This is a genomic window from Providencia sp. wls1916 (assembly GCF_009706585.1).
In the GTDB taxonomy this organism is placed as follows: Bacteria; Pseudomonadota; Gammaproteobacteria; order Enterobacterales; family Enterobacteriaceae; genus Providencia; species Providencia lanzhouensis.
Genome location: NZ_WLUL01000009.1, coordinates 214,223 through 230,857 on the forward strand (window position 1 = coordinate 214,223; position 16,635 = coordinate 230,857).

The 16,635-nt window shown below is 45.5% G+C and carries 12 protein-coding genes; 8 read left to right on the plus strand and 4 right to left on the minus strand.

Annotated elements, in window-relative coordinates:
• Positions 1-72: 72 nt before the first annotated feature.
• Both GKR61_RS04215 and GKR61_RS04220 read right to left on the minus strand, forming a co-directional pair.
• Positions 73-1,041: a threo-3-hydroxy-L-aspartate ammonia-lyase gene (locus GKR61_RS04215; RefSeq protein ID WP_154639568.1), complete on the minus strand. Its 969-nt coding sequence runs from the start codon at positions 1,039-1,041 to the stop codon at positions 73-75.
• 44 nt (positions 1,042-1,085) lie between these two features.
• Complete coding sequence (locus GKR61_RS04220) at positions 1,086-1,502, minus strand: RidA family protein (protein ID WP_036948013.1); 417 nt, start codon at positions 1,500-1,502, stop codon at positions 1,086-1,088.
• A 389-nt stretch (positions 1,503-1,891) separates the two neighbouring features.
• Here GKR61_RS04220 and GKR61_RS04225 point away from each other — a divergent pair, with 389 nt between their 5' ends.
• The 5 genes from GKR61_RS04225 to GKR61_RS04245 all read left to right on the plus strand — a co-directional run bounded on the left by GKR61_RS04225 (position 1,892) and on the right by GKR61_RS04245 (position 12,614).
• The gene (locus GKR61_RS04225; protein WP_154639569.1) at positions 1,892-5,626 is read left to right on the plus strand and encodes a DUF4132 domain-containing protein; all 3,735 of its coding nucleotides are present in this window, start codon (positions 1,892-1,894) and stop codon (positions 5,624-5,626) included.
• Between the two features lie 37 nt (positions 5,627-5,663).
• Positions 5,664-6,773, plus strand: coding sequence for an AAA family ATPase (locus GKR61_RS04230; RefSeq protein ID WP_036948009.1), 1,110 nt, complete (start codon positions 5,664-5,666; stop codon positions 6,771-6,773).
• A 63-nt stretch (positions 6,774-6,836) separates the two neighbouring features.
• Entirely contained in the window at positions 6,837-9,395 is a 2,559-nt protein-coding gene (locus GKR61_RS04235) for a DUF5682 family protein (RefSeq protein WP_336426602.1), read from the plus strand.
• Positions 9,388-10,548: a VWA domain-containing protein gene (locus GKR61_RS04240; protein ID WP_154639570.1), complete on the plus strand. Its 1,161-nt coding sequence runs from the start codon at positions 9,388-9,390 to the stop codon at positions 10,546-10,548. Before GKR61_RS04235 ends, GKR61_RS04240 begins: the two co-directional genes overlap by 8 nt.
• Entirely contained in the window at positions 10,545-12,614 is a 2,070-nt protein-coding gene (locus tag GKR61_RS04245; RefSeq protein WP_154639571.1) for an SWIM zinc finger family protein, read from the plus strand. Before GKR61_RS04240 ends, GKR61_RS04245 begins: the two co-directional genes overlap by 4 nt.
• Positions 12,615-12,662: 48 nt before the next feature.
• Here GKR61_RS04245 and GKR61_RS04250 read toward each other — a convergent pair whose 3' ends face one another.
• The gene (locus tag GKR61_RS04250) at positions 12,663-13,148 is read right to left on the minus strand and encodes a MarR family winged helix-turn-helix transcriptional regulator (protein ID WP_154599260.1); all 486 of its coding nucleotides are present in this window, start codon (positions 13,146-13,148) and stop codon (positions 12,663-12,665) included.
• Between the two features lie 84 nt (positions 13,149-13,232).
• On the opposite strand from GKR61_RS04250, the gene GKR61_RS04255 reads away from it, so the two are divergent.
• From GKR61_RS04255 to GKR61_RS04265, 3 genes are all read left to right on the plus strand, one after another.
• Positions 13,233-14,111 (plus strand): EamA family transporter, encoded by an 879-nt coding sequence (locus tag GKR61_RS04255; RefSeq protein WP_154599259.1) that lies wholly within the window; start codon positions 13,233-13,235, stop codon positions 14,109-14,111.
• Positions 14,112-14,162: 51 nt separating this feature from the next.
• Complete coding sequence (alkB, locus tag GKR61_RS04260; protein ID WP_154639572.1) at positions 14,163-14,804, plus strand: DNA oxidative demethylase AlkB; 642 nt, start codon at positions 14,163-14,165, stop codon at positions 14,802-14,804.
• Positions 14,805-14,895: 91 nt separating this feature from the next.
• Positions 14,896-15,921, plus strand: a complete 1,026-nt coding sequence (locus tag GKR61_RS04265) for a threonine aldolase family protein (RefSeq protein WP_036947990.1) — start codon at positions 14,896-14,898, stop codon at positions 15,919-15,921.
• 46 nt (positions 15,922-15,967) lie between these two features.
• Here the strand turns inward: GKR61_RS04265 and GKR61_RS04270 are convergent, their stop codons facing one another.
• On the minus strand, positions 15,968-16,555 hold the full coding sequence (locus tag GKR61_RS04270; RefSeq protein ID WP_036947987.1) for a TetR/AcrR family transcriptional regulator: 588 nt from the start codon (positions 16,553-16,555) through the stop codon (positions 15,968-15,970).
• Between the last annotated feature and the right edge of the window lie 80 nt (positions 16,556-16,635).

Below are 16,635 nucleotides of genomic sequence, written 5' to 3' on the forward strand. Positions count from 1 at the left end.
CATCTATTTTGGATATCTCTTTAAATATTAAACTATTTTTTTCAATTCTAATAGAGAAGGGGCATAAATTGCTTAAGCTAACATTAATTCTGCGAAGCGTTTAATGTCCACATTTCCGCCGCTAATAATAATCCCAATACGTTTGCCGCGCAGCTGTTCTTTCATTTTCAAGGCGGCAGCGAAAGAAAGGCAACCTGTCGGCTCCACAATTATTTTCATACGCTCAGCATAGAACTTCATGCGATCAACTAATTGCGCATCGGTCACAGTTAAAAGGTCATCCACATTTTGTTTGATTAGCTCAAAAGTGTAGTTCCCCACATGTTGAGTTTGTGCACCATCTGCAATAGTTTTTGGCGTATCAATGTGCACAATTTTTCCACTACGGAAAGATTGCTGCGCATCATTACCGGCTTCAGGTTCAACGCCATACACTTTGCAATTCGGCGATAATGCGCGCGCTGCGAGTGCACATCCAGAGAGCAACCCACCACCACCTAAGCAAACAAAGAGGGCATCCAGCTCGCCAACTTCCTCAAACAGCTCTTTAGCCGCAGTACCTTGACCCGCAATAATATCCACATGGTCGTAAGGTGGGATGATGGTCAATCCCTCTTTTTCGGCAAGATCGCGACAAAGTTGCTCTCTATCTTGGGTATAGCGGTCAAATCTAATCACTTTAGCGCCATAGCCTTGAGTGGCGGCAACTTTGACTTCTGGAGAATCAATCGGCATCAAAATGGTGGCTGGAATATTCAACATTTGTGCCGCCAGCGCGATACCTTGAGCATGGTTTCCTGATGAAAATGCGATTACTCCTGCTTTTTTTTGCGCTGGAGTAAGTTGTGAAAGAGCATTTAACGCGCCGCGAAATTTAAATGCCCCCATACGTTGGAAATTTTCACATTTAAAGAATAACTCAGCGCCAAACTCTTTGTTGACTGTCGTGGACGTCATCACTGGTGTTTTGTGAGCAATACCTGCAATGCGCTGTGCTGCGGCTTCGACATCTTGATAGGTCGGTAATGTTAATTCAGACATGATATACCCCATTATTAAATGGCTCATTGGTAATAACTTGATTTTTATAACAACGCGTTCGCCGCGACAGCGGTTGCTTCAATTTCGATCCCTGCACCAAAATGCAGTTCACTAACACCCGCAACGGCGCGAGCAGGACGAAACTCGCCAATCCAATTGGCATAAATTTGATTAAAAACCGGCCAATTGTCCATATCCGAGATATAAACCCGAACCTGAACCAATTGTTGCCGACCGACACCACTGGCAGATAAGCAAGCCTCTAAATTTGCTAATACCTGTTCTGCTTGCTGAGTAAAGGGTGCGTCCGCATGAACATTTCCTTGGCTATCTGTGGGTAATTGCCCCGATACAAACACGAAACCATTCGCTGTGACTGTGTGTGAATAGTGCCCTCTTGGTGGAACCAGCTGGGAAGCATTAGTGTATACGATATCTGTGTAAGCGGTATTTTGGCTCATTGATTTTCCTCATTCGGAAATTTAACTTATACAATAAGTCTAATATTAGATTATATGTTTAGTCAATGGCTTTTTTGCTGTTTAAATGAACTAAAAATTTTCGTCAACTTGCCGATGATATCTGGGCAGATCAAGCTAAAAATGAGAAAGATTGTTATAGACAGCATTTTGCTCACAACGTCATACATTACTGATCAATCTTCCATAAATAGGCGGTATTTGAAGCAAGTGTTGGGAAAATAGCGGGGGAATAATTAAATTATTGGTATTTAATTCCAGATGAATAATTAAGCAATAAAGTTAAATAATCAGGAATAAGAATAATCAAATTGAGATGAACAACTAAAAATGATAAGAAGTTGTTATATAACTACATTTAGGAAATTAACATGGCTAAAATTACCTTTGACCTTCTGGCTATTTATGGCGAAAAAGGGGAAACCGCAGGATTACAATATTTACAAGAATCCCTGCTTCCTTTTGCCGCATTTGAAGAAAGCTTACCCAAATCGCTCTTTGATTATGTCATTGAGGGTAAATCCCCTGAAATTCTCATGAAGCTGGGGCAGTTGGACAAAGAAAAAGCCACAATTTTGTTAGACAAACCGGGAACGGTCGATTGGTGGTGGGGAAGTCACAGTTTTGATGCCGGCTCGTATAGCAAAGTGATCCGTCAAGGTAAAAATGCTCGCCATAAACTGTATTCTAAAGTAGGTGATGATATTACGCCCGCGCAGATCGCGCGTTTTGCTAAAGTACTCGCGTCCGCCTGCCAAGAGGTGAATATCAAAATTCTGACGCCAGAATTGCCTTCTTGGATGCTGTATTTACTGTGTGATGCATTTGTAACCACCTTTGAAAATTCACGCCATGCTAAATATGAACATCGTAAACATTGGAATTACGAGCTGCTCAGTCAGTTAGTGGAGAATGAAGCCGAACAACCGGGTAACACCGTGCTATACGGCATTTTTGATAGACAAAATCTGTCGGATTATCACTACGAAAATATGGCGTTATTATTCGCTATCCCAGGTTTAAAAGAATATTTAATTGCTGAGCAAGACTTTATTCGCCAAAGCCTACTGAGCAATTTATCCGCTTGTGGTCAGATCCAATTGATCGACACGCTGAGAAAAGACGAAGCGCTGTATAGTGTGTTTGCCGATATTTTAGTGCTATTGGCAACCAGTTCACTGAAAACCGTGCGTTCAGCAGCTGAGCCAGTGATGTCTATTCTGCCGGAAGAAGCGGTTAAAACCCACTTAACCAAAGTGCTGCTTGAAGGAACGCCAAAACAACGTACGCAAGCGGCGGATCTGTTCGCCCGTATTGGTAAAGATCGAGATATTCTTGAAGCAGCGTTGAAAGTGGAGACCAACAAAACCGTCCTCAAGAGCATTGAAAGTGCGATTTCTCGCTTTGATGTGATGGATTGTGCGAGTGAAGTGGAAGAGGTCGAAATTCCAGAGATTATCCCGATGGAAGATACGCCACTACCAGAAAGCGCAGTCGATATTTTGGTATCTAACTTCCGTGAAATGCTGCAAAAAGCCAAAGAAAATGCTGAGCGCGAACGGGAAGAAAACAAACAAGAAAAGCATAAATACACGTGGTCACAACGCCATTACAAAGAGTTCAGTCAACACAGTGAAGACGAATGTGCTGGCTTATTAGCTAAACTAAACTCGGGTGTCGGAGTGATTACCGATCATGAATACAATGTCATTAAGCACAAAGAGCGCATTAATAATTTACCGGAATTCACGCTATTCCACGCGTTGCGTTTGCTGAGTCATAACCGCTCTGATGTTGAGCATTTTTCTCACTATCAACTCACTCGTGAAGTTCCCGTTCGCATCTTATCGCAACTCGATTTACGTCAATTAGAAAAAGGGCTTGAGCAGTGCCATTTTAAAAATGCGAGTCGCTTAATTGCTGACTTATGCCTGCGTTCATACAGTGATGGATTAGGGCTATTTAGAGCGCCGGAACAAATTTGGCCGTTCTTTATGCAGTACCCCGATTTCTTAAGTGAAGCGCTGGGGCTTATCCCGCAGCACCAAGGGCATCGTTATTACCAAGAGTATGATGCGTCTAATGCGGTAACCATTTTAGGTAAATACCCGACCATTCCGGCACGATTCATTCCTCGTATTATGGAGTTGGCGCTGGGTGAAAACAAAACTCACCGTTTAAGTGCTCAAAAATTGCTGGAAACCTTACCAAGCATTCACGTTAATGCGGCAGAAGGCCTTGATTCTGGTAAACAAGAGATCCGCGTTACTGCTATCGAATGGTTAGCTCGCTTAAAACATCCAGATTCACTAAAACCGCTGTACGCGTTGCTGAAAAAAGAGAAACGTGAAGTTGTAAGAGCCGCATTATTAACGGCATTAGAGCAATTTGGCGAAGATATTTCCGGTTACTTGGCACCGAAAGTTTTGTTGGCGGAAGCGCAAAAAGGCTTAAAAGCCAAAGCACCCGCGAGCATGGCATGGTTTGATTTGGACGCCATTCCAGCCATGACCTGGCAAGATAATAAAAAGGTGGATGCGGACATCATCCGCTGGTGGATCATTCTGGCGGTGAAATTAAAAATGCCGGCGGGTAATGGGCTATTACAGCGCTATATCAGCTTATTATCATTAGACAGCCAGCGTAAGTTAGGTAGCTTTATTCTCAACAGCTTTATTAGCCAAGATGTGGCGGGACCATCACTGGAAGCGGCGATGGCGGAAGCACAAAGAGATGCGCCATCACGCTTGAAAAACTATCAAGATTGGCTAAAACGCTGGCCTGAATACTATGCCAAGTATGAAAACTTCACCCTTGAGCAGACCATCAACGAGATCAAAAACGAAGTATTAGGTCGTTATTTGGGCTCGGCAATCAGTGAAAAAGGGATGCTTGCGCTGATTTGTGGTGTGGAGGGACATGTTGCCGTAACCATGCTGCGTAACTATATGCGTGACCATTACCAGCGCCGTGCCCAAATTGAAGCGATGATTGACGCGATTGCCGTCAGTAACGATCCGCTGATCATTCAGCTTTTATTATCATTATCGCGCCGTTATCGCACCGCATCAGTCCAAGAAAAAGCCCGCGGACTGGTGGCTGATATCGCACAACGTAACGGTTGGAGCGCGGATGAACTGGCAGACAGAACTATTCCAACTGCGGGTATGGATGAAACGGGGACTTTAGTACTGGAATATGGGGATCGCACGTTTACTGCCAAGCTCGATGCTCAGCAAAAACTGGTGCTATTTAACCCTGAAGGTAAAGAGATCAAAGCGCTGCCGGCGGCACGTAAAACCGACAACGAAGAGATGATTAAAGAGTCGAAAAAACTCCTAACATCCAGCAAAAAAGAGCTTAAGCAAGTTATTGAATTACAGACTGCGCGTCTGTATGAAGCGATGTGTGCAGAACGTTTGTGGAGCACGGCGGATTGGCAGGAATACATTCAAAATCACCCAGTGATGCGTGGTCTGATTGAACGACTGGTTTGGTTAGAAGTGAAAGATGACCAAGTGATCAACCAATTCCGTCCATCCGATGATGGTTGCTTGTTGAACCTTGATGACGATGAAGTCGAATTGAGCGCAGATTCCAGCATCAAGCTCGCTCATGCGGCGTTATTATCAGACGCTGATCGTAAAGCGTGGATTGCTCATTTTAAAGATTACAAAGTCAAATTCCTATTCTCGCAGATGGATCACACCATTCCAGATCTGGCGTTAACGCTCACGGAAATCGAAGATAGAAAAGGCTGGCTAACGGATACCTTCACCCTACGTGGCGTGTTAACCAAAATGGGTTATCAGCGCGGCCAAGCGGAAGACGGCGGAAGCTTCTGTCATTACTTCAAATATTTCTCCAGCCTAGATTGCTATGTGTATATGGAATTCAGTGGTAGCTATGTCCCAGAAGAAAATATCCCTGCGGTGTTGTACTCCTTGAGTTTTGACCAAGCACAAAAAAGCTCGTGGGATAGAGGCTATGTGGAACTGAAAAACGTGCCGCCGATCCTGTTAGCCGAAAGCTATGCTGACTACCTGAAAGTCGCGGATGCCTGTAGCGGTTTTGACCCTGAATGGGAAAAGAAAACCCCGTGGTAATCATTGATTAATCGACGCATAAATTTAGGAAACCAACATGGCTAAGGCGAAACAAGTAACAGAAGGCGTTCTGCGTGAAAGCGCAGAAGTGCGCTTTGCGGATGAATTAGAACGATTAACCCAAGCGGATAAAGGCAACCCTAAACCACAAGGTTGGCTACGTTCCCCGCGGGCGGTACGTCAATTTATTCTTGGGAATGAGGCACTGCAAATTACCCCTAAATTTTTTGGTGACGATGCGCTGGTTGATCGCGCCATTGTGACCTTACTGGGTAAACAAGGGTTAATGCTGGTGGGGGAGCCTGGTACGGCGAAATCCATGCTGTCCGAGTTATTAGCGGCGGCGATTAGTGGTGACTCAGGTTTAACCATTCAAGGCACGGCGGGTACCACAGAAGACCATATTAAATATTCGTGGAACTACGCGCTGCTACTGGCGGAAGGTCCTACAGAAAAAGCCTTAGTGAGTTCACCGCTCTACCAAGGAATGCAACAAGGTAAAATTGTGCGCTTTGAAGAGATCACTCGCTGCCCACCTGAAATTCAGGATGTGCTGGTTAGCATGATGTCAGAAAAGCAAATGATGATCCCTGAGATGAAAGATAATGCACGGATCAGCGCCAAGTCAGGCTTTAACTTGATTGGTACTGCCAACTTACGTGACCGCGGTGTGCATGAAATGTCATCGGCACTTAAGCGTCGATTTAATTTCGAAACCGTCAAACCCATTCAAGATCCGGCATTTGAAATTGAACTGATCAACAAACAACTGACTGTTGAGCTTGGCGAGCTGGATGGCAAAGTGACTGTCCCAACGGACGTGATCGAATTATTAGTCACGACTTTTCAAGAATTACGTTCAGGTAATACCAAAGATGGTGGGAATATCAAAACCCCAGATGCGGTGATGTCTACGGCAGAAGCAGTTAATATCGCCTATGCCTGTGCATTGGAAGCTCACTATTTGGGGAATGGCACACTGAACGCAGGCGCTGTGGCGCGCCAGTTGATTGGTGTGGTACTCAAAGATAATGCGGATGATATCAAACGGATGCGTTATTACATTGATAATGTTGCCCGTGAACGTGCGAAACAGAGCGAAGCATGGAAAGCCTTTTTCGATGCATCTCGTGAATTCTGGCAATAATATCCGTCGTCGCAGTGTGGTGGTAAATACATCACCACACTGTCCCTATGAGAGACATCATCGGTGAGTTTATCAAACATCACATTGCCAGAACGGCTACAGCAGGCGCTTGAACAGTGGAAAATACTGGATGAGCAACAGCTCTATTTTGCGCCCGTTCGTCACCATAGTCCCGCCTGTGCTTATAGCGTATTGAGCTTAATTGAGCAGGTTAAGCCTGACTATGTGCTGATAGAAGGTCCTGACAGTTTTAACCCATTAATCGCGGGGTTATTGGATGTCGATACACGTCCGCCCGTGGCGATTATGGGGCAGACTACCCTGAAAAGTGCGCCTACTGAATCAGATGAAAGTGACGCTGTCACGCGATCGGCGTATTTCCCATTTTGTGAATATTCCCCTGAGTGGCAAGCGTTACGCGTAGGGCAGCAGCATCAAGCTCAACTGCGTTTTATTGATTTGCCGTGGACAGCACAGGTGGAACTTGATCTGGAAGGCGAAAGCCAGCATCAAAGCCTGCAACGGGAACGCTACCTTGCCCATAGCTTATTTATTGCTCAGTTAGCGAAAAAGTGTGGGTGCCGTGATCATGATGAACTGTGGGAACATTTGTTTGAGTTGCGCCCATTAACGTCGGTTGCCAATTGGGCTGATTTCTTCCGCGATACCTTTATTTGGTGTGCCTTGGCGCGTTTAGATTACGAGCCAGAAGTACTGGCTTCGGAGGGTTCAACTCAGCGTGAAGCCCATATGCAAGCGCACATTCAAACCATTAAAGCGGCAGAGCCAAACGCGAAAATTGTGGTCGTGACGGGCGGGTTTCATACCTTGGCACTGCTTGAAGGGCTTGGTAAAGCGGCGTCGCAGCAATTTAAACTCTCTTCCGAGCAACAAAAGCAATTTATGGCTCAGCAAAAGTTGGCAGACCGTGACAGCGCTTGGCTTATCCGTTATAGCTTTGACCGGCTTGATGCGTTAAATGGTTATGCCTCCGGCATGCCTTCGCCAGCCTTTTATCAAAAAGTGTGGGAAGGGTTGCTGGCACAACGCACTGATCAAGCTCAGCAAAAAATGACTGCTACCGCGGCTTATCGAAATCAGCTTGGTATTCAATTTTTGGCTTACGTGGCTGAAGTGTTACGGGAAAAGCAATTTGATGCAGCGCCAGGGTTTTTATCTGTTAAGCTCGCCGCAGAGCAAAGTCTGAGACTTGCCGTATTTCGTGGGCACACGGGCGCGGGTCGCTATGATCTATTGGATGGGCTGCAAAGTGCGTTTATCAAAGGCAGTTTAGATGAAAGCCAAGATGAACTGTGGCAGCAAATCAAAACCTGTTTTTCTGGTTTTACCTTGGGGCAGATTCCTAAAGGAACCATCACACCGCCATTGGTTTCTGAAACCTATTCATTGGCGAAAGGCTTTCGCTTCAAATTGGACGATACTTTAGCCAAAGTCAGCCGCTTAGATGTATACCGTAATAAGCAGCACCGTTTACGCAGCCGTTTTCTGCATCTTTTGAGTTTTTTAGAAATCCACTTCGCCAAACCGCTTTCTGGTCCCAATTTTTTTTCGGGCAACCAGCTGGATTTACTGTTTGAAGAGTGGCAATACGCGTGGACGCCAAATGTGGAAGGGGAGCTGATCGCGCTTTCTGAAAAAGGCACGCAATTAAAAGCCATTGCACTGAATAAAATTTTGGCGATGGAAAAGCAACTTGAAGAGCAAGGTGTCAGCCGTTCCAGCCAAAGCGCGGTGACATTGCTAATGCAAGCGGCATTGATTGGGCTTCATCAGCGCATTCCAACGTTATTTACGTTATTAGATAGCTATATTCAGCAAGATAGTCAGTTTGAATCATTGGTGACCTGTGGTCATAAACTGGTACACCTATGGCGCGGGCGTAGTTTCTTTGACCTCGAAGATGAAACGGGCATCAAACAGCGGATTGATAAAGTACTCTCCCAGGCCTTTTTCTGCTTAGATCAGGTGGCTCAAGGGGATGAACAGCAACAAGAACACTATTTTAATGCGCTGCTGTCTTGTCGTGAATTAATCACCTTTATGCCTGAAATTAGCTGCGATATGGATTATTCCGCAGAATTTTATGCACAATTGAGCCGGTTGGATGGGCGCCTTAATCACGCACCGCTAATTAAAGGGGCGGTGGATGCTATTCGTTATCTTGGTGGTCAAATTGATGAATCGGTACTGACCGAGGAAATTCAGCGAACGTTCAGTTTAGGTAGCGACCCGGAACTGGCTATCGGTTATTTCATTGGCATTATGCGTACCGCACCGGAATTGGTTGTGCGTTTACCCCTATTAATTGAGTTACTCAATGGACTGTTGAGTGAGTGGGATGATGGACGTTTCTTGCAAGTATTGCCGGATCTGCGCTTTGCGTTTAGCCAATTAACCCCGAAACAAAATGCGCAAATGGCGCGGGTGGTCGCGCAAAAATTATCGATGGATACCCAAGATTTAACTCTCCATCAGACACAATTCAATCAGCAACAATTACTCCAAGCCATGGAACTCGAACAAAAAATTCAGCTTCAGCTTGAAAACCAAGGGTTAACTGAGTGGTTTTCGTTGCAAAATGAGGGGCTATCTCATGGATAAGCAGCCAGAAGATGCGCAATTAACCGAAGAACAACTTCAATTAGCAAAACGCTGGCGCCTTATTTTAGGCCAATATGCGGATGGCGCTCTGGGGCAAGCGGCGCTAAATGGCGATGAGCTCAAAATCGAACGGTCATTGGATTTTTTATATCGACGTGAATATCAACGTCGCGGTTTACGCCAAGAAGGCGGACGTCATGGCTCGCTAGATGCGTCCCAATTAACGGCGGTTAACTGGCTGAACCAAGCCCGTAAATTGTTCCCGAACAGCACCTTTGAGCGAATGCAGTCGCAGGCATTAGAGCGTTATGAAATTAGTAGTTTATTAAAAAGCCCGCAAGCCTTGAATGCAATGGAGCCCACCAAAGCCTTAGCTAAATCGTTATTAAGTTTACGCGGTAAAATGAGTGAAGAGATGCGGGATGCGGTGAAGAATATTATTCGCAAAGTGGTGGATGATATTTTAAGCCAGATGCGAAACCAATTTCGCCAAGCGTTAACAGGGCGTCGTAACCGCTTTAAGCGATCGCTACTCCCTAATAGCCGTAATTTTGATTGGCGAGCCACCATTGCCGCGAATTTAAAGAATTATGATCAACAAAATCAGCGCCTAGTGATTAAAACCCCGTATTTTAACTCCCGCCAGCAACAGCATTTGCCGTGGGATGTGATTTTGTGCGTCGACCAAAGTGGCTCGATGGCGAGTTCGATTATGTATGCGGCGGTGTGCGCCAGTATTTTAGCGGCATTACCGACAGTACGTGTCTCTTTGGTGGTGTTTGATACCCAAGTGGTGGATCTCAGTCATTTAGCCCACGATCCGGTGGAAGCATTAATGACCGTGCAGCTCGGCGGGGGAACCGATATCGCGAAAGCGATGCATTATTGTGAAAGCTTGATCCGCAACCCGAAACGCACGGTGATTTCGTTGATCAGCGACTTTGAAGAAGGCGGGGCATTGAATAATCTGCTCAATTGCACCGAGCGCTTGAATAGCCAGCAAGTGAAATTGTTGGGATTAGCCGCTTTAGATGATGATGCATTGCCGGTTTATGATACGGAAATTGCCCAGAAGCTGGCGGATCGCGGTATGAGTGTGGCGGCGTTAACCCCAGAGCATTTCGCTCACTGGCTGGCTGAGGTGATGCAATGAGTTGGAAAACCGTTTATTTACATTATGATGACGACGCATTGGCCGTATTTGCCAACATCGGGTTGCTGCGCCGCGCCCGTAAGGATCTGGAAAGTGGTAAAGTTTCTCCGGTTTGTTTAGCGGATGGAACTTTTACCAGCGATGGTCAGCAAGTCACGTTAGATCCTCAAGGGGTGCAAAAAGCTAGCTGCGATTGTTCGGCCTCGGGTTGCTGCAAACATATTCTGGCCGCGGTGCTTTGGGTACAAACAAACAGCGATGAACAATCGATTGATTCTATAGAAGATAGTTCAGAATCTGTCGATATTGAACCGCTATTACCTGAGTTGTTAGCATTCGATGTTCCCGCATTAATCAAGCAAAACAGTAAGCCAGATTGCCGCTTGGCAGTGAAGATCTTACAGGATTGGCAAGATCATGCAGTGATCTTGGATGACCAATCGAATCAGCTGAAAATCACGATCCCCAATTATGATGAGCCAATTATCTATATTCGGGGGAATGGCTTTCAAGGGATGCTGTCGTCATTACCGGAGAAGCAGCAAAAAGCCCTCCATTTGGCAGCGGTCGCTAAGGTATTTCTTCAGCATAACCAGTCGTGGAGTTGGCCTGATGATCTGATGCCTAACCGCGAGGTCACGCTAGCATTGAGCGACGATGAGCAAACGGTGATTGCGACTATCCAGCGTTTTATTCACGATATGCTGCGTCAGGGGCTTTCTCATATAAGCCAAAGCAGTGCTGCGCAATTACATTTATTGAATATGTCGGCGCGTGCGGAAGGTTTACCTCGCTTAGCCAATTATTTAAAGCGTTTAAGCTATCAAGTGAAATTATTAGCCCAGCGCCATTTCACGATAGATGAAGGGCAAGTATTGCGGTTTATCGCGCAGATCAGAGGCTATCTTTACCAATTAACTCACGCCAGCGACGATAAAATTGCGCAATTGCGCGCTTTTGGTCGTCGTCAATATGACAGTAAAACGGACATTCTCTCTTTGATCCCAATCCATGCCGAGTGGTGGCAAACTCAAAGTGGCGCCATTGGGGGAACGTTTAGTTTTTGGGATAACCAAGAGAAAAAAGTGGTGCAGTGTAGCCAAGCACGCGCCAATACCCTCGACTCGAATTTCACCCGTCACAGTGTCTGGCAAACGCTAGCCATTTGGAAACAAACGGCAGATAACCTGATGCGCAGTGGTTTTGAATTGCACAATCCACGCTTATCCGATGAGGGCAAACTTGCGGCTAGCGGCGATAGTTATGCAATCAGTCGCAGTGCAGTTAGCCAAGCGCCGCACATTTCATTCGATGATTACCAAGCATTGAAAAGTGAGCTGGGATTTGAGGATTGGAAAGCGGCAACGACCTATTTCAATGCGCTCACCGATGATGCTCAGTTTGAGCCTGCTGTGCTACATATCGATAGCTACGAACCGCTACATTGGAATGAAATCGAGCAGTGTGTCAGTTGGACTGTGCTGGATGGAAACCGGAATCGGGCATTTTTGCGATTAAATTGGCAAGGCACAGAAAATCACAAAATTGAAGAACTGCGTTTTATCACTCAGAAAGGTTGGGAAATTAGTGCGGTATCCGTTCAAGTAAGCGTCTCTCAGCAACAATTACAACTAACTCCGAAAACACTCTGGTTGAAAAAAGAGCAGGGTATTGAGCTGTTTTACCTCGATTTTGAATCAGTACCTCGTAAAAAACAGTCTTCCAAGTTTATGACGTCGATTGCTGAATATATGGCGAAAAAGCAGCAAGACCGCACAGCATTTGCGCCAGTGCCAACACTGGCACAGCAGATTACCCGTCCAATCTTGGCGGTATTGGAAACGCAAAGCTGTACAGGGCGCGCACAGTTATCCGCGAGTCAAATTGACGAGTTAAACTTTGTGGTCAGGACATTGCACGACTTGGGGATGTTATGGTTTGCTAAGCAACTGGTGCATTACGTAAAAAAGGAAAATCAAACCGCCGAAAATTTACTGCGCTTGGTGTATCTTTGCGACCAATTTGAGCGTTCGCAAAAATTGATGCCTTTTGAGTTGAATAGCTAATTTAGCTCGTAAAAATAGAGAGGGGAAAGGAATTCCCCTCTCTACATTTTATGATTCTAAATGGTTTAGAAACGTCCGTAGTAGCTGATTCAGCGCTTGTTGCTCTTCATTTGACAGTGATGCCACTAAACGAGATTGGTTTTCGGTATGGGCTGTCACTACGCGATTGATCAAATCCAACCCTTCAGTTGTTAAGCTCACCAAAAAACCGCGCCCATCATCAGGATTGGCATGACGCGCCACATAACCGGCTTTCTCTAGCTGATCGATGCGATTGGTCATGGTACCGGATGTCACCATCAAGGTAGCAAGCATATCGCTGGGTGACAGTGTATAAGGGGAACCCGCACGGCGCAAAGTGGCGAGTACGTCAAAACTTGATCGGTTTAGACCAAATTTGGCAAATACCTTTTCCATTTCACGGGTCAGGTGATGGGCAACGTTACCTAAGCGACCAATCAGCCCCATGGCGCTGATATCAAGATCGGGGCGTTCACGTTCCCATTGTTGAGTGATTTTATCTATTCTATCCATAGGCAAATCATACAATAATCTATCTTGACGTCAAGGTAGTTTGAATTTATCTTGACCTCAAGATAAATCAACGTGAGCGTATTCATGAATAGATATTGGGCTCTATTTTTAACGGCATTAGCACCGATAGTTTGGGGAAGTACCTACTTGGTGACGACGGAAATGTTACCTGCGGGTATGCCGTTGACGTTAGCTATGCTCCGAGCCTTACCCGCAGGATTGCTACTTTTACTATTTTTACGCAAATTGCCTCAGGGGATTTGGTGGGGACGAGTACTGATTCTCGGCATTTTAAATTTTTCGCTATTTTGGTGGCTGTTGTTTATCTCCGCATACCGTTTACCGGGAGGTGTGGCGGCAACGGTGGGGGCGATTCAACCGCTGATTGTGTTATTCCTTAGCCGTTGGCTATTAAGCAGTTCGCTATCGAGTATTTCGATATTTGCCGCACTGAGCGGTATTTTCGGGGTAGCTATTTTATTATTGACGCCAAGTGCCGCGTTAGATTTAACCGGGATTATTGCGGGCTTAGCCGGGGCGTTCTCTATGGCGGCAGGAACGGTATTAAGCCGTCGTTGGCAGCCTCCAGTCTCAGCATTAACCTTTACCTCGTGGCAATTAACCGCAGGCGGGTTAGTCTTACTGCCGTTTGCGCTGTTACTTGAACCTGCGTTACCTTCTTTGAGTTTATTAAATATCGCAGGTCTGAGTTATTTAACTTTGATCGGTGGCGCACTGACTTATGCATTATGGTTTCGTGGCCTCGCTATCTTAGGACCCAGTTCAGTAGCATCGCTGGGATTCTTAAGCCCGATGAGCGCCGTTATCCTAGGATGGCTGTGGCTTGATCAACAACTCAGCTCATTACAGTTACTCGGCATGTTGGTGATTTTACTCAGCGTCTGGGGTAGCCAAAAAGCAGAGCGTAAATTAGCATTGAAAAGGCAGCAACAAGTCGCTTAAATGGTCAGGGTGTCTTATATAGGTAGACACCCATTTTACTGAGTGGTGACTATGTTATTTCCTGATGAAGAGAATATGATTGAGATTGCGCCAGACGCTTATCTCCTTAAAGGTTTTTTGCTTGGGCAAGGGGAGCTGTTATTAGCTGCATTGCATGAAGTGATTGCTCAAGCACCTTTGCGTCATATGGAAACCCCTGGCGGATACGCTATGTCTGTGGCAATGACCAATTGCGGTGATTGGGGCTGGGTTACGGATAATAAAGGCTACCGATATTCCTCTGTCGATCCGATGACTCTGCAGCCATGGCCCATGATGCCCGCATTATTTAAACAGTTGGCGATAAATGCCGCTGAAAAAGCTGGCTTTTCTCATTTTGATCCTGGTGCCTGCTTAATTAACCGCTATGGTGTGGGGGCTAAAATGTCGCTGCATCAAGATAAAGATGAAGCGGATTTCTCCCAGCCGATCGTCTCCTTTTCACTAGGATTGCCCACTATCTTTGATTTTGGCGGAGATACGCGAGAACATCCGCGTCAAGCTATCCCATTAGAACATGGGGACGTCTTGGTCTGGGGCGGACGTTCACGGCTCAATTACCATGGGGTACGACAAATCAAATCAGGCGTTCATCCTCAACTTGGGGCTTACCGTTTTAATCTGACATTTCGTCGCTCACAGCTTATGAAGTGACTCGTTTCTGCAAGCCAAAAAATATCATTGAATATTGAATAATATCCGCATATAACTGTTGGCTTGTTTTTAACTTAACGGTAGGTTGCCAATGTACAGCTTTATTAATGATTATAATGAAATAGCGCACCCAGCAGTGATGGAAGAACTCAATAGCTTAGCGGGTAAGCGTTTTGAAGGATATGGTACCGATACGTTATGTGCCAGTGTGGCTGAGCAAGTGAAACAGCGCATTGGACGCCCAGATGCAGATATCCATTTCTTTAATGGTGGTACGATCACCAATTTAACGACCATCTCTCATATATTAAGACCTCATCAGGCTGCTATTGCGGTAGATTCAGGGCATATCGCGGTGCATGAGACGGGGGCAATTGAAGCCACAGGGCATAAAGTTTTCACTGTTCCTTCAGCATCGGGTAAATTAACGCCAGCGCTGATTGAGCAAGTTTTGGCGCATCATACCGATGAACACTGTGTGCAGCCAAAATTGGTGTATATCAGTAACTCGACAGAGATTGGTACGGTATACCGTAAAGATGAGCTGGTTGCGCTGCGTAAAGTGTGTGATGAGCATGGTTTATGGCTGTTTATGGATGGTGCACGTTTAGCCTCTGGCTTAATGTCCCATGCGAGCGACGTAACGATTGAAGATATCGCTCAGTTGACGGATGTTTTTTATATCGGTGGCACTAAGATTGGTGCATTGACCGGTGAAATCCTGGTAATTTTAAACCCAAGCTTGAAATCTGATTTCCGCTTTAGCATCAAGCAAAAAGGGGGATTGCAGGCGAAAGGTTGGTTATTAGCGGCACAATTTAACGCACTGTTTAAAGATGACCTTTATTTCAAATTGGGTAAGCATCTCAATGATATGGCGATGCATTTAGCGGCATTCTTTACGCGACAAGGTTTTGAGTTCTTAGCGCCAGTTGAATCAAACCAAGTGTTTGTGGTGCTACCGGATGATTTAGCGAAGAAATTGTTGGAACATTACGTTTTAAGCAGTATGCCAGCGCCTGAAGCGGGTAAAACTTGTGTGCGTCTGTGTACTTCATGGTCCACAAGCGAACAAGATGTTGAAAAATTTATAAGCGTATTTAAGTCACTGCGTTAATTGCGTCATGAGTAAGCCCACTATATGGGCTTACTGTTATCAGCGATTATTTAGCAGGGAGTTTTAGTCCATTCAGTAGCATATCAATGCTAGCAATACTCTGTTTTAGCCGAATTTCACTCTTATCTTGCGCTATCCAGTAGGCCGCTTCGGATAAGCCTCCATTCAGTAACGCGGCGAGGGCGCGAGGCTCTACGTTGGCAATAACATTATCTTCTACCAGCTTGGCGATGATTTTTTCAATAGCGTCCGCACATTGTAAGTTAGATTTTGCAATGGCTTCTCCTAATACCGCTTTAGCATCTCGCAAAATAATTTGCTGATATTCAGGCTCTAGCGCCATTTCTAAATAGGCATGACAGCGTTGTTGAAAGCTTGACCACAGGTCATCGCTGTTGTCCGTAATTGTCTGTAAACGTTGGTTCATTTCAGCATCTATTTGTTCGACAACAGCCAAGAATAATCCTTGTTTGTCCCCAAAATGGTGATATAGCGCGCCGCGAGTCAATTCAACACTGGCAGTTAAATCATCCATTGATGTGTCTGCATAGCCTAAACGGCAGAAGAAATCCCGTGCCGTCGCCAGTAATAGGGCGCGAGTTTGTTCCATTTGGGCTTGTGTTCGTCTTGCCATAAAACCTCTTACATACATTGCGTATGATTATTTACATTCATCTCGTATCAATATATCATTTTTATACATACACACCGTAT

Bases quoted from the DNA above. Each gene is read 5' to 3' on its own strand.
- GKR61_RS04265 (WP_036947990.1), top strand. From the start codon at position 14,896: ATGTACAGCTTTATTAATGATTATAATGAAATAGCGCACCCAGCAGTG.
- GKR61_RS04255 (WP_154599259.1), top strand. From the start codon at position 13,233: ATGAATAGATATTGGGCTCTATTTTTAACGGCATTAGCACCGATAGTT.
- GKR61_RS04230 (WP_036948009.1), top strand. From the start codon at position 5,664: ATGGCTAAGGCGAAACAAGTAACAGAAGGCGTTCTGCGTGAAAGCGCA.
- GKR61_RS04270 (WP_036947987.1), bottom strand. From the start codon at position 16,555: ATGGCAAGACGAACACAAGCCCAAATGGAACAAACTCGCGCCCTATTA.
- GKR61_RS04240 (WP_154639570.1), top strand. From the start codon at position 9,388: ATGGATAAGCAGCCAGAAGATGCGCAATTAACCGAAGAACAACTTCAA.
- GKR61_RS04245 (WP_154639571.1), top strand. From the start codon at position 10,545: ATGAGTTGGAAAACCGTTTATTTACATTATGATGACGACGCATTGGCC.
- GKR61_RS04225 (WP_154639569.1), top strand. From the start codon at position 1,892: ATGGCTAAAATTACCTTTGACCTTCTGGCTATTTATGGCGAAAAAGGG.
- alkB (WP_154639572.1), top strand. From the start codon at position 14,163: ATGTTATTTCCTGATGAAGAGAATATGATTGAGATTGCGCCAGACGCT.
- GKR61_RS04250 (WP_154599260.1), bottom strand. From the start codon at position 13,148: ATGGATAGAATAGATAAAATCACTCAACAATGGGAACGTGAACGCCCC.
- GKR61_RS04215 (WP_154639568.1), bottom strand. From the start codon at position 1,041: ATGTCTGAATTAACATTACCGACCTATCAAGATGTCGAAGCCGCAGCA.
- GKR61_RS04220 (WP_036948013.1), bottom strand. From the start codon at position 1,502: ATGAGCCAAAATACCGCTTACACAGATATCGTATACACTAATGCTTCC.